Here is an 11,894-nt window from a genome sequence, read left to right as displayed (position 1 = left end):
TGAGGACATGTGCCGGAGCATCAAGACGCTGCGCCCGCCCGTGCTGCCAGGTGAGGCCACGGACGACGACATCCGCGCGGCCGCGTTGCAGTACGTCCGAAAGGTTTCGGGCTTCAGGGCCCCCGCCGCCCACAACCGCGAGGCGTTCGACGCGGCGGTGGACGCCGTCGCCCGCGCCACGGCGGAACTCCTGGGCGCGTTGGAGGTGCGGGGGCGGGCGGGTCCCAGGTGATCACGGGTGATGACGAGTGATCACGGACGGTGACAGAGGTGCGGAAGGGGATGGCGGGGCACGGAACCGTTGGCCAGATGTTGAACTTGCAAGCACTGATTAGGTTCACCTAACCTTGGCTTGATTCGGTTCCCCTCCCCACAGCCGGTCACGTCCCCGGCCGGCCCGACAGACACCGAAGAAGGAGTCATCCCCACATGTCTGCTCGTCTCGATTCCGCTCAGCCCTACGCTCTGGGGCTCTTCCGCATCGTCATCGGCCTGCTCTTCGCCGTGCACGGTGCCGCTTCCCTGTTCGGCGTCCTCGGCGGCGCCGCCGGCACCAACGGCGGCACCCTCGCGGCCGGCACCTGGCCCGGCTGGTACGCGGCCGTGATCCAGCTCGTCGCCGGCGGCCTGGTCCTGCTCGGCCTCGGCACCCGCGGGGCCGCGCTGATCGCCTCCGGTTCCATGGCCTACGCCTACTTCGACGTCCACCAGCAGCTCGCGCTGTGGCCGATACAGAACGGCGGCGAGCTGTCGGTGCTGTTCTGCTGGTCGTTCCTGCTGCTGGTCTTCACCGGCTCCGGCGCCTTCGGCCTGGACCGCCTCCTCACCCGGCGCCCGGCACGGGAGGAGGCCAAGGCGGCCGAGCAGGCCCCGGTGGCGGTCTGACGCCGAACAACGCACGGGCGGTCGGCGCACCTCGGGTGACCGGCCGCCCGTGAACGTACCGTGATCGACTCACGAACCCCCCGCGCATCTGCTGTCACACCCCCGCGTACGCTGTATAGCCGTCAACGGGGGAATGTCAGGAGTCGTCGTGTGGGAAAGCGTGGGGTCGCTAGCGGCCGGGCCATGGATCTACGCCGTGGTGGCCGTCTCGGTCCTGCTTGATGTGTTCCTGCCGGTGCTGCCCAGCGGAGTGCTGGTCATCACGGCGGGTACGGCAGCGGCGGCGGGCACCGGCGCGGCGGGCCAGGTCGCGCACGAGGTGCCGGACATCCTGGCCCTGATCCTGTCCGCCGCGACGGCCTCGGTCCTCGGCGACCTGGTGGCCTACCGTCTCGCCTGGCGCGGCGGCGAGCGGCTGGACCGGGCGATAGCCCGTTCCCGCAGGCTCACCTCCGCGCAGGAACGTCTCGGTGACGCCCTCGCCCGCGGCGGCGGCGCGCTGGTCGTCCTGGCCCGCTTCGCCCCCGCCGGCCGCTCGGTCGTCTCCTTCTGCGCCGGCGCCGCCCACCGCCGCGCCCGCGACTTCCTGCCCTGGTCCGCCCTGGCGGGCCTGTCCTGGGCCGCCTACAGCGTGGCCCTCGGCTACTACGGCGCCCAGTGGCTGGGCGCGACCTGGCTGGCCACGGGAGTGTCGGTGGCGGCACTGTTCGGCGCGGGCGCGGCGGCGGGCTTCCTGATGAGGCGCAAGCCCGCTGCTTGAGACCGGGCCCGCACGAGCGCCCCTGACAGGGGCGCGGGGAACTGCGCGACCGGCCACGATGAGCCCGCAGTCGCAGTATCACCCGCCCCCCCTACGGCGAGTAGGCGACCGGCCGAGCGACCTCAGCAGCTCGCCAGGTAATTCGTCAGCGCGCTCTTCTCGGCCGAGTCCACGGACAGGCCGTAGTAGTACTTCACCTGCACCCACGCTCGCACGTACGTGCACACGTACGCCGACCGCGACGGCATCCACGTGGCCGGGTCCTGGTCGCCCTTCGCCTGGTTGACGTTGTCGGTCACGGCGATCAGCTGCGGCCGGGTGAGGTCGTTGGCGAACGCCTGCCGCTGGGCCGTCGTCCACTTGCTCGCGCCGGAGTCCCAGGCCTCGGCCAGCGGGACGAGGTGGTCGATGTCGAGGTCGGACGCGGCGGTCCAGGTCGCGCCGTCGTACGGCGAGTACCAGCTGCCGCCGGTCGCGGCGCAGGAGGAGTCGGTGACGACGTTCGTGCCGTCTCGCTTCAGGACCGTCTCGCGGGTGTTGCAGGTGCCGCTGATGGTGATCCAGTGCGGGAACAGGTCGCGGCTGTAGCCGGTGCGGTTCTCCGTGGCCACGGTGAGCTGGGAGAGGTACTCGCGCGCGGTGGCGGCGCTGACCGGCGTGGGCAGGGCGGCGGAGGCGCTCGGCGAGTTGAACAGAGCGACGGAGGCGATCAGGCCGGTGAGGGCGGTGAGGATGCTCGTCCGTCGACGCGCGTAGAACCTGGGCATGCGTGAACTCCCTTTGGAGTTGGGGGTGTTGGAGCGCGAGCGAGGGAATGCTCGCGATGAGGGGTTGCCGGCGGATGAGCGTTTGATTAGAAGATAGTGACGTGATCATGTCAGGACAAGGTTGACGGCAAAACCTTCACATCCCGTACGATGGGAGGCGCAGAAGGGGAGTAGCTCTTCGCCGGACCGTCGACATACTGCTCAGCGAGCCTGAGCCGGCGCCCGGAGGCGGCCTCCAGCAGGAGCCGCCAGCGAGACCTTCGGCAAGCAGTGCACGCCCGTGCCCCACCGGCGCGGGCGAGAAGTGTGCTGCCGTGCCGAGGTGTCATCGCGTGACGTACCGCACTCTCGGCGGGGCAGCCCGACCGATTGAGGACCTTTGATCAGCATCACCGTGACGGCGCTCGTCTTCGGCGTCGTCTTCCTCGCCGAACTGCCGGACAAGACCGCGCTCGCCGGTCTCGTCCTCGGCACCCGCTACCGCGCCTCGTACGTCTTCGCGGGCGTCGCCGCGGCCTTCCTGCTGCACGTGGTGCTCGCCGTCGCGGCCGGCAGCGTGCTCACCCTGCTGCCGCAGCAGATCGTGCACGCCCTCACCGGCGTGCTCTTCCTCGGCGGGGCCGCGATGCTCCTGCTGAAGAAGGGCGACGACGAGGAAGAGGTCAAGAAGCCCGCCGACCAGTCCTTCTGGAAGGTCGCGGGCACCGGCTTCATGCTCATCCTGGTCGCCGAGTTCGGCGATCTCACCCAGATCATGACCGCCAACCTCGCCGCCCGCTACGACGACCCGATCTCCGTCGGCCTCGGCGCGGTGCTCGGCCTGTGGGCCGTCGCCGGGCTCGGCATCGTCGGTGGAAAGGCCCTGATGAGGCGGGTGCCGCTGCGGCTGATCACGCAGATCGCGGCCGTGCTGATGCTGGCGCTCGGCGCCTGGAGCCTGTGGGAAGCGGTGGCCGGCTGAGCGGTCGGGCGGGCGAACGGGCGGTGAATCCTCGCCGGGGAAGGTGGCGGAAACGCGGAACCGTTTTGTACCGTGGAGAAACAAAGTGGCTCCCGCCCGTTTTCCCTGACCGGCGGGCGGGGCCGCCTTGTTCCTCCCGCCGTCTCTCCCGACACGGGCCCTCCTCCCTTCTGGAGCTGCCGATGCCGGCCACCGCCACGCCCACCGTCCTCACCTGCCGTGCCCTCCTGCTCGACATGGACGGCACCCTCGTCAACTCGGACGCCGTGGTGGACCGCGTCTGGCGGCGCTGGGCCGGCCGGCACGGGCTGGACGGCGACGAGGTGATGAAGGTCATACACGGCCGGCAGGGGCACGCCTCCATGGCCCTGCTGCTGCCCGACCGGCCGATGGAGGAGAACTTCGCGGAGAACGAGCGGATGCTCGCGGAGGAGACCGCCGACACCGAGGGCGTGGTCGAGGTGCCCGGCGCCGGGGCGTTCCTCGCGTCGCTGGCGGGGCTGCCGCACGCGCTGGTGACCTCCGCCGACCTCGGACTGGCGACCGCGCGCATGACCGCGGCGGGGCTGGCGCTGCCGGAGGTCCGGGTCACCGCGGAGTCGGTCGGCGCGAGCAAGCCCGATCCCGAGGGATTCCTGAAGGGCGCGGCCGAGCTGGGGATCGATCCGGCCGACTGTGTGGTGTTCGAGGACTCCGGGGCGGGGATCGCGGCGGGGCGCTCCGCGGGGATGCGGGTCGTGGGGGTCGGGCCGCGGGCGGTCGTCCACGAGCCGGATGTGGTGGTGCCGGACCTTACGGGTGTGCGGGTGGAGGCGGGGGCCGACGGGACGGTTCTCCTGCGGATCGGCTGAGCGGGTCGCACGGCGTTCGGGGCCGTTGTCGGGTGCGGGTGCGTTGTGGCTTGTCGCGCAGTTCCCCGCGCCCCTGGAGGGGCGCCTCAGGGATCCCTCGTTTCCGACTCCAGGCTTCTCCGTGTCGCCGGGCCGTATTCGCCCAGGGGGTCTTCCTTGATGCCTCGGGCCAGTTGGTAGTTGCGTACGGCGTCTTCCACGGGGCGGGTGTAGGTGCCGTCGATTCGGTCGCCGTAGAGGTTCAGTTGCCGCAGGCGCTGTTGGAGTTCCGTCACCTCCGGGCCGGTGTCGCCGCGCCGTAGCACCGTGGGCGCCGCCGGTGTGGTGGGCGGGATCGAGGAGGCCGTCGGTGACGGGGTGGGGGACGGGGTGCGGGTCGGCGTCGGCGTCGGTGTGGGGGACGGAGTCGTGGGGGTCGGGGACGGGGTGGGCGTGGTGGGTGCGGGGGATGACGGCGGGGGAGTGGGCGGGGCCGCCGGAGGTGCCGGTGCCGGGGTCGACGCGGGAGCCTTCGTCGGGTTGGCCGGGATGCTCTGTCTGATTTCCTGGGCCGCTCGGTCGTGGGTCGGGGTGCGGTAGGAGGTCAGGGCGAAGGCGGTCGCCGCCAGGAGGGCCGCGCCGAGACCTCCGGCCGCCAGGAGCAGCGGGCGGCGGGAGCGGGGGCCCGGGGCGGCGGGCCGCTCGGGGGCGGACGGCTGCGGCCGGGGCGCCGGGGCCGGCGGGGGCGGGGGGTCGGGGAAGTCGGTGTGCAGGGGCGGGTGGGCCGTCGTCGCCGGGGTCGCCGTCGTGACGTACGGCCGTATCCGCAGCGGGTCGAAGTCCTCCGCCGCTGCCGCCTCGGCCGTGCGGGTCTCGCGCAGTGCCTCGGCCGCGCGCTCGGTGCAGTCGCACGCCGGCGTGTTGTCCGGCCCCCTCGGCGTCCCGCACTCCGGGCAGGCGCTGCCCCGCTCTCCCGTCACGCCGTGTCCCCCCTCACCGCTCTCCCCGGTCACGCCGCGTCCCCCTCACCCGTCACGCCGTTTCCCCCTCACCGGTCACGCTGTGCCCCCTCCCCTCGGGAGCTTCCGAGGTTATGCGGACGACGGCCGTTTCCGCAGGACTCGACAGGCCATAACCGGACACACAGATCACGATGGAAGGTGCAACCGAGCCCGGGAGGTCCCCATGGCCCTGGACACGCACGGCACGGCGGCCGAGCGCACCGGCGGCGGCGAGCACGTTCCGGGCAGCGTGCTCGTCCCGATCGGCGCGCTGCTGCTCGGTCTGCTGCTCGCCGCCCTGGACCAGACGATCGTCTCGACCGCGCTGCCGACCATCGTGAGCGACCTGGGCGGCCTGGAGCACCTCTCCTGGGTCGTCACCGCCTATCTGCTGGCGTCCACCGCCGCGACCCCGCTGTGGGGCAAGCTCGGCGACCAGTACGGCCGCAAGCGGCTGTTCCAGATCGCCATCGTGATCTTCCTGATCGGTTCCGCGCTGTGCGGCATGGCCCAGGACATGCCCCAGCTCATCGCCTTCCGGGCGCTCCAGGGCCTGGGCGGCGGCGGGCTGATGGTGCTGTCCATGGCGATCGTCGGCGATCTCGTCCCGCCCCGGGAGCGCGGGCGCTACCAGGGTCTGTTCGGTGCCGTGTTCGGCGCCACCAGCGTGCTCGGGCCGTTGCTCGGCGGGCTGTTCACCGAGCACCTCAGCTGGCGCTGGGTGTTCTACGTCAACCTGCCCGTCGGCGTCATAGCGCTCGCCGTGATCGCCGTGGCCCTGCGCCTCCCGCGGCGCGCCGCCCACCACGTCATCGACTATCTCGGCACCTTCCTGATCGCCGCCGTCGCCACCTGCCTGGTCCTGGTCGCCTCGCTCGGCGGTACGACCTGGCCCTGGGGCTCGGCGCGGATCATCGGGCTCGCCGTGCTGGGCGTCGTCCTCGCCGTGGTGTTCGTGGCCGTGGAGCGGCGGGCCGCCGAACCCGTGCTGCCGCTGAGGCTGTTCCGGGTGCGCACCTTCACCCTGGCGTCCGTCATCAGCTTCGTCGTCGGCTTCGCCATGTTCGGCGCGATGACGTATCTGCCGACGTTCCTCCAGGTCGTGCACGGTGTCACCCCGACCCTGTCCGGCGTGCACATGCTGCCCATGGTGTTCGGCCTGCTGCTGTCGTCCACCGTCTCCGGGCAGATCGTCAGCCGCACCGGCCGCTGGAAGGTGTTCCCGGTCGCCGGCACCGCCGTCACCACGCTCGGTCTGCTGCTCCTGGCCCGGCTGGACGAGCACGGCGGGACCGCGGTGATGAGCACCTACTTCTTCGTCTTCGGTCTCGGTCTCGGCCTCGTCATGCAGGTGCTGATCCTGATCGTGCAGAACGCCGTCCCCTACGAGGACCTGGGCGTCGCCACCTCCGGCGCCACCTTCTTCCGCTCCATCGGCGCCTCCTTCGGCGTGGCCATCTTCGGCACGGTCTTCGCGAGCCGCCTCGGTGACAAGCTCGCCGACGCCTTCCGGGGCGTACGGCTGCCGCCGGGCGTCGACGCCGGCGCGCTGAAGTCCGACCCGCGGGGCATCGCCGCCCTGCCGCCCGTGCCGCGCCAGGCCGCCCTGCACGCCTACGCGTCCGCCATCACCGACGTCTTCCTCTACGCCGCTCCCGTCGCCCTCCTCGGTTTCGTGCTGGCCTGGTTCCTGAAGGAGGACCGGCTGCGCGGCTCGGTCACCGCGCCGGACGTCTCCGAGACGATCCCGCCCAACCCCGTCCACCGCTCCTCCCACGACGAGTGCTGCCGGGCCCTGTCCGTGCTGGGCACCCGCGAGGGCCGCCGCGAGATCTACCGGAAGATCATCGACAGGGCCGGGTACGACCTGCTGCCCGCCGCGGGCTGGATGCTGCTGCGCATCCGCCGCTACGGCTCCGTGGAACCCGGGATGCTGGCCGAGCGCAGCGCGGTCCCGCTCCAGGCGGTCATGGCCGCCGCCCGCCAGGTGGAGGAGCGGCGGCTCGCCGAGCGCCGGGGACTGGACCTGGTGCTGACCGACACCGGCCGCGAGGTCGCCGAACGGCTCGCCGCGGCCCGCGAGCAGTCGCTGGCCGAGCTGCTCGGCGACTGGTGGGAGCCCGGCCGCCCGGCGGACCTGACCCGGCTGGTCCACGACCTCACCGGCGAGCTGTGCGGCGCCGAACGCGAACGCCCGCACAACGGGAGCACGGTGGCGAAGGTCAGCTGACGGCCGCCGGTCCCAGCTCCTTCGCGAACCAGTGCTCGGCGTAGGGGTCGGTGTTGTGCGGGGCGGTCTCGGTGTAGCCGAGGCGGGCGTACAGGGCGCGGGCCTCGACCAGGTCGCCGCGGGTGTCCAGGACGATCCGCCGGGCGCCGAGTGCGCGGGCGGCCTCCTCGGCGGCGGCCACGAGCAGCGGGGCCCCGCCCCGGCCGCGCCGCTCCGGCAGCACGAAGACCCGGGTCAGCTCGGCGGTGTCCGCGTCCAGCAGCCGTACGCCCGCCGTACCGGCGGGGGTGCCGTCGTACCGCCCGACCAGCAGGCACCCGGACGGCGGGGCGAGGTCCGCGCCGCTGTCCGCCGCGATCTCCCGCTCCAGCTCGGCGGGGTCGGTGCGGCGGCCCTCGTGCAGCAGGTACCAGCGGTCGCTGACCTCGGTGTAGTAGGCCCGCCAGAGGGCGGCGGCGGCCGGGGAGTCGTACGGCTCGGCGGTGATCGTCCACGTCATGGCCGTCATTGTCACGTCACGGCGGCCGGGGTGGGGCCCGGACCGTCGTTCGCGGGCCGTCGTTTGTGGACCGGGTTCCGGGTCACCCGGGGGGTGAACCGGCCGGCGGAGCCGGTCCGATCGGAAGGGGCCGGAAGGCAACCATGTCCACTTGGCTGATCATTCTGCTGATCGTGATCGCCGCGGTCGTGGTCCTCGGCGCGGCCGGGCTCGTCGCCCGGCGGAGCCGTGGCCGGCGCGGCGGGACGAGCCTGAAGCGGCGCTTCGGGCCGGAGTACGAGCGGGCCGTCGCCCTGCACGACGGGGACACCAAGGCGGCCGAACGGGAACTGGGCGAACGCCTCGAACGCCACGGTGACCTGCGGGAACGTCCGCTGGACGGCGCCGAGCGGCAGCGGTACGCGGACCTCTGGACGGCCGTGCAGGAACGGTTCGTGGACTCGCCGAAGGAGGCGGTGGCCGAGGCCGACCGGCTGCTCGCGCGGCTCGCGGGGGCGCGCGGCTACCCCGACGGCGGGCGGTACGAGGAGCAGGTCGACGCGCTGTCCGTGCACCACGCCGACCACGTCGACGGCTACCGGCGGCTGCACCGGGCGGCCCGCGAGGGCGGCGGTACCGAGGAGCTGCGCTCGGCGCTGCTCGGCGGGCGCGCCCTCTTCGACGACCTGACCAGCGGCGAGCCCGGACGGCACCGGGCCCCGGCGGGTACGGGCCGCGCCACGACGTCCGACGGCGGCCGCTCCCACGCACGCTCCCACACACCGTGGGCGCTGCACCGGAGCCGACCGAAGGAGAGCTGAGCACCATGCGGGACAGGACGAGCGGCCCCGGCGACGACCGCCACCGCACCGAACGCCTCTCCCGGGCCCCGGGCGAGGAATGGACACCGGAACAGGACTCCCCGGCCACGGACGAATGGTCCCCGGGCGACGCCACCGCCGGCCGGCGCGCCCCCAGAACGCCCCGCCCGGAGGAACGCCTCCCGGGCGAACCGGGCCGCGCGGAGTCCCCGCGCGGGGGCACAGCGGGCTGGATCTCGAGCGAGGGCCAGGGCCAGGGCCAGGGCGTGGGCGGCGCGGGCACGCCGGACACGGAAGCCGGAAGAACGGGTTCGGCACGCGGCCGGATCCCGGACGCGGAAACCGGCGGCGGAGGACCGACAGGCGGCCTGGCCCCGGACACGAGCGGTACGGGCCCGGCAGGCGCCCGAACCCCGGATGCGGGCGGTACGGGCCTGGCGGGCGGCCGGGGCGCTCCGGAGTCTGGCGGTATGGGCCCGGCAGGTGACCGGACCCCGGACGCGAGCGGTACCGCCCCGACGGGCGACCGGACCCCGGAGACATCCGGTGCCGGACCGGCGGGCGGCCGGCTTCCCGGTGCCGTCGGCCCCGGCCGTGAGGGTCTGACCGGCGACGACCGCACTCCCGACGACACCCCGGCGCCGCCCCCGGGACCGGCGGGTGCCGGGGCCGGGCAGTGGCGCGGTGCGGAGGAGACCGGGCAGTGGCGCGGTACCGGGCAGGCCGGGCAGTGGCGCGGTACCGAGGAGACCGGGCAGTGGCGCGGAACCGATCAGGCCGGGCAGTGGCACGGGACCGAAGGGCTGCGGCCCGGTACGGAGGACATGGGGGCCGGTACCGACGAGGGGTTCGGGGCCAGTCACCGGGCGGAGCGCGAGGCCATCTCGGAGGAGGACCGGATGCCCGACAACGGTCTGGGCGCACCGGCGCCCGGCGAGGCGTCCCAGCGCGACGCGATGACGACCGACACCCCGGGCCGCGACACCTGGCCGACGGCCCCGGGCGCACCGACCCGCGACGCGCCCCGCTCGGACACCGCCCCCGCCTCCGGCCCCGCAGGCACGGAACCGGTCACCTCCGTGGGCGCTCCGACCCCCGCCCCCTCCGGCGAAGGCTCCCCCCTGATCGCGCGGGAGGAAGTCGAGGAGTGGCAGCGGCGGATGCGGGAGGTGGTCGGAGGCTTCGTGGACCAGCCGAAGGGTGCCGTGGAGCGGGCCGACCGGACCCTGGAAGAGATCGCCGCCCGGTTCAGCGAGGCGGTGACGCGGCGCCGCCGTACCCTGCGGATGTCCTGGGAGGGCACCGAGGAACGCGGGCCCGGCGCCGAGACCGACACCGAGCAACTGCGGCTCGCCCTGCGGGACTACCGGGAACTCGCGGAACGGCTACTGCACAGCTGAACCCGTCGCGCCCGGGCCGTCGGCGGCAGCCCTGCGCTGCCGCCATTCCCGTACGACCTCCTCGACGTCGTACGGCTTCTTCCCCAGCGGCGGGCCGGGCGGCGGCTTGAACATCATGTCGCGGATCTTGACGTTGACGTCCTCGATGATCTTGCGGGCGATCCGCTCCGAGGGCGCCGCGTAGGCCGCCGCGAGCGCGTCCTCCGCCTCCTTGCGCAGTGCCAGCGCGGGCGGCAGGTAGGCCAGTCCCTCCCGGGCCATCTTGCGCTTGACCCACCACAGTTCGTCGTACGTGGAGTCGACCTCCGCCGAGAGTGGCGCCCCGGCCCCCGGCAGCGCCTCGAACTCCCCGCGCCCCTGCGCGTCACGGATCTGTTTGTCCACCCAGGAGTCGAACGGAACGCCCGGTGGCTTTCGCTCGGTCATGGGTCCATTGTGCCGGACGCCACCGTGCCGAGGGCCTTATCATGCGGCGACGGTACGGCAGCCCGCCCGCCGCAACCCACCGCCGTACAACGACGTTTCGGACGTTTCAGGGGGAGCGCTCGTGCTCGAACTCACCATGGTCACCGTCTCGGGCGCGGACGCGGGTGCCACGGCCGGCATGACGCTGGCCGAGCTGCCCAGCGAGCCCGGCGCCGCGCTGCGGGTCGGCCGGGACGCGGCGGTGTGCCGGCTGGTCACCCCCGAGGACTGGCTGTTCGTCTCCCGGGTCCACCTGGAGTTCCGCTGCGGCCCGGACGGCACCTGGCAGCTGACCTGGCACCGCGGCTCCCAGCCGGACCCGGCCTCCGAGGTCCGGCTCACCTACGGCCCGCACGCGCAGGCCGTCGGCTACGGCGCGACCGTGCCGCTGCCGCGCGGCGGGGCGGGCGAGATCGTCGTCCAGGAACGCTCCGGGCCGCGCAGCGTCAACGTCGGGTTCTTCCACGAGGTGTGAACCGGCGGCGCCGTGCGAACAGCTGTGAGCAGCCGATCGCATACGACAGTTGTGAACCGAGTCAATCGGCACGCGGCAGCCCACCAACCCGGTCAACGCGATAGCTGTGAACCCGGTCAACAGGCCGGCCGTGAGACTCAGTCCTGCACCCGCGCCAGCGCGAAGCCGTCGTAGCCCTTGAGGCCGACGGTCTGGATGGCCGTACCGGACAGCCGGGGGTGCGAGGCGATCAGTTCGAGCGCGGCGCGGGTGCCCACCACGTCCGGCTCGGTGCTGCGCGCGTCGGCCACCCGGCCCTCGCGCACCACGTTGTCCAGGATGATCAGGCTGCCCGCCCGGGTGAGCTTGAGCGCCCACTCCACGTAGTGCCGGTTGTTCGCCTTGTCCGCGTCGATGAAGACGAGGTCGAAGGGGGCCGGGTTCTCGTCGGCGAGCTTGGGCAGCGACTCCAGGGCCGGGCCGACCCGCACCTCCACGATCCGTTCCAGCCCGGCCCGGGAGATGTTGCGTACGGCGACGTCGGCGTGCTTGGCGTTGTACTCCAGCGTGATCAGTCTGCCGTCCTCCGGCAGGGCGCGGCCCAGCCAGATCGTGCTGTACCCGCCGAGCGTGCCGATCTCCAGCACGTGCCGGGCGCCCTGCGCGAGGGCGAGCAGCTGGAGGAGTTTGCCTTGTGCGGCCGTGACCGCGATCGGGGGCAGCCCGGCGGTCTCGCTGTCCCGCAGGGCCGCCCGCAGCGCCTCGTCGTCCGGTGAGAGATGGCTGGTGAAGTAGTCGTCGACGTCGACCCAGAGCTGCGACCCGCTCATAGCGCCTGCTGC

The 11,894-nt window shown here is 73.2% G+C and carries 14 protein-coding genes; 9 read left to right on the top strand and 5 right to left on the bottom strand.

Going from position 1 to position 11,894, the window contains the following annotated elements; genetic code table 11:
• The first annotated feature begins 7 nt into the window (after positions 1-7).
• From HB370_RS13435 to HB370_RS13425, 3 genes are all read left to right on the top strand, one after another.
• The gene (locus HB370_RS13435; RefSeq protein ID WP_030776802.1) at positions 8-232 is read left to right on the top strand and encodes a DUF2277 family protein; all 225 of its coding nucleotides are present in this window, start codon (positions 8-10) and stop codon (positions 230-232) included.
• Positions 233-429: 197 nt separating this feature from the next.
• Positions 430-885 carry a DoxX family protein gene (locus HB370_RS13430; protein WP_030776799.1) on the top strand — a complete coding sequence of 152 codons (456 nt, stop codon included), beginning with the start codon at positions 430-432 and terminating at the stop codon, positions 883-885.
• 148 nt (positions 886-1,033) lie between these two features.
• Entirely contained in the window at positions 1,034-1,645 is a 612-nt protein-coding gene (locus HB370_RS13425) for a VTT domain-containing protein (RefSeq protein WP_030776797.1), read from the top strand.
• A 122-nt stretch (positions 1,646-1,767) separates the two neighbouring features.
• Here HB370_RS13425 and HB370_RS13420 read toward each other — a convergent pair whose 3' ends face one another.
• The gene (locus HB370_RS13420; protein ID WP_030776795.1) at positions 1,768-2,412 is read right to left on the bottom strand and encodes an HNH endonuclease family protein; all 645 of its coding nucleotides are present in this window, start codon (positions 2,410-2,412) and stop codon (positions 1,768-1,770) included.
• Between the two features lie 379 nt (positions 2,413-2,791).
• Between HB370_RS13420 and HB370_RS13415 the strand changes: the two genes are divergently transcribed.
• Together HB370_RS13415 and HB370_RS13410 are read left to right on the top strand one after the other, a co-directional pair.
• Positions 2,792-3,373, top strand: coding sequence for a TMEM165/GDT1 family protein (locus HB370_RS13415; RefSeq protein WP_030776792.1), 582 nt, complete (start codon positions 2,792-2,794; stop codon positions 3,371-3,373).
• Positions 3,374-3,555: 182 nt separating this feature from the next.
• Positions 3,556-4,224 (top strand): HAD family hydrolase, encoded by a 669-nt coding sequence (locus HB370_RS13410; protein WP_030776789.1) that lies wholly within the window; start codon positions 3,556-3,558, stop codon positions 4,222-4,224.
• Positions 4,225-4,310: 86 nt separating this feature from the next.
• On the opposite strand, the gene HB370_RS13405 is transcribed toward HB370_RS13410, so the two are convergent.
• Positions 4,311-5,183, bottom strand: coding sequence for a peptidoglycan-binding domain-containing protein (locus tag HB370_RS13405; RefSeq protein WP_167512979.1), 873 nt, complete (start codon positions 5,181-5,183; stop codon positions 4,311-4,313).
• 205 nt (positions 5,184-5,388) lie between these two features.
• Between HB370_RS13405 and HB370_RS13400 the strand changes: the two genes are divergently transcribed.
• Positions 5,389-7,434 (top strand): MDR family MFS transporter, encoded by a 2,046-nt coding sequence (locus HB370_RS13400; RefSeq protein WP_030795249.1) that lies wholly within the window; start codon positions 5,389-5,391, stop codon positions 7,432-7,434.
• Here HB370_RS13400 and HB370_RS13395 read toward each other — a convergent pair.
• On the bottom strand, positions 7,427-7,942 hold the full coding sequence (locus HB370_RS13395) for a GNAT family N-acetyltransferase (RefSeq protein WP_030795252.1): 516 nt from the start codon (positions 7,940-7,942) through the stop codon (positions 7,427-7,429). The genes HB370_RS13400 and HB370_RS13395 overlap by 8 nt on opposite strands.
• Positions 7,943-8,076: 134 nt before the next feature.
• Here HB370_RS13395 and HB370_RS13390 point away from each other — a divergent pair, with 134 nt between their 5' ends.
• Positions 8,077-8,733: a hypothetical protein gene (locus HB370_RS13390; protein ID WP_030795254.1), complete on the top strand. Its 657-nt coding sequence runs from the start codon at positions 8,077-8,079 to the stop codon at positions 8,731-8,733.
• A 470-nt stretch (positions 8,734-9,203) separates the two neighbouring features.
• Entirely contained in the window at positions 9,204-10,133 is a 930-nt protein-coding gene (locus HB370_RS41890; RefSeq protein ID WP_244405510.1) for a hypothetical protein, read from the top strand.
• On the opposite strand, the gene HB370_RS13380 is transcribed toward HB370_RS41890, so the two are convergent.
• The gene (locus HB370_RS13380) at positions 10,119-10,559 is read right to left on the bottom strand and encodes a DUF1992 domain-containing protein (protein WP_030795261.1); all 441 of its coding nucleotides are present in this window, start codon (positions 10,557-10,559) and stop codon (positions 10,119-10,121) included. The two genes, HB370_RS41890 and HB370_RS13380, sit on opposite strands and share 15 nt — an antisense overlap.
• A gap of 121 nt (positions 10,560-10,680) precedes the next feature.
• On the opposite strand from HB370_RS13380, the gene HB370_RS13375 reads away from it, so the two are divergent.
• Positions 10,681-11,073, top strand: coding sequence for an FHA domain-containing protein (locus HB370_RS13375; protein WP_030795264.1), 393 nt, complete (start codon positions 10,681-10,683; stop codon positions 11,071-11,073).
• 137 nt (positions 11,074-11,210) lie between these two features.
• Here the strand turns inward: HB370_RS13375 and HB370_RS13370 are convergent, their stop codons facing one another.
• Entirely contained in the window at positions 11,211-11,882 is a 672-nt protein-coding gene (locus HB370_RS13370; protein ID WP_030795266.1) for an O-methyltransferase, read from the bottom strand.
• Positions 11,883-11,894 lie beyond the last annotated feature (12 nt).

Source organism: Streptomyces sp. DSM 40868 (genome assembly GCF_011820545.1).
GTDB lineage: Bacteria > Actinomycetota > Actinomycetes > Streptomycetales > Streptomycetaceae > Streptomyces > Streptomyces eurythermus.
Note: the sequence above shows the minus strand (reverse complement) of the source record. Positions and strands in the feature narration are given on the sequence as shown.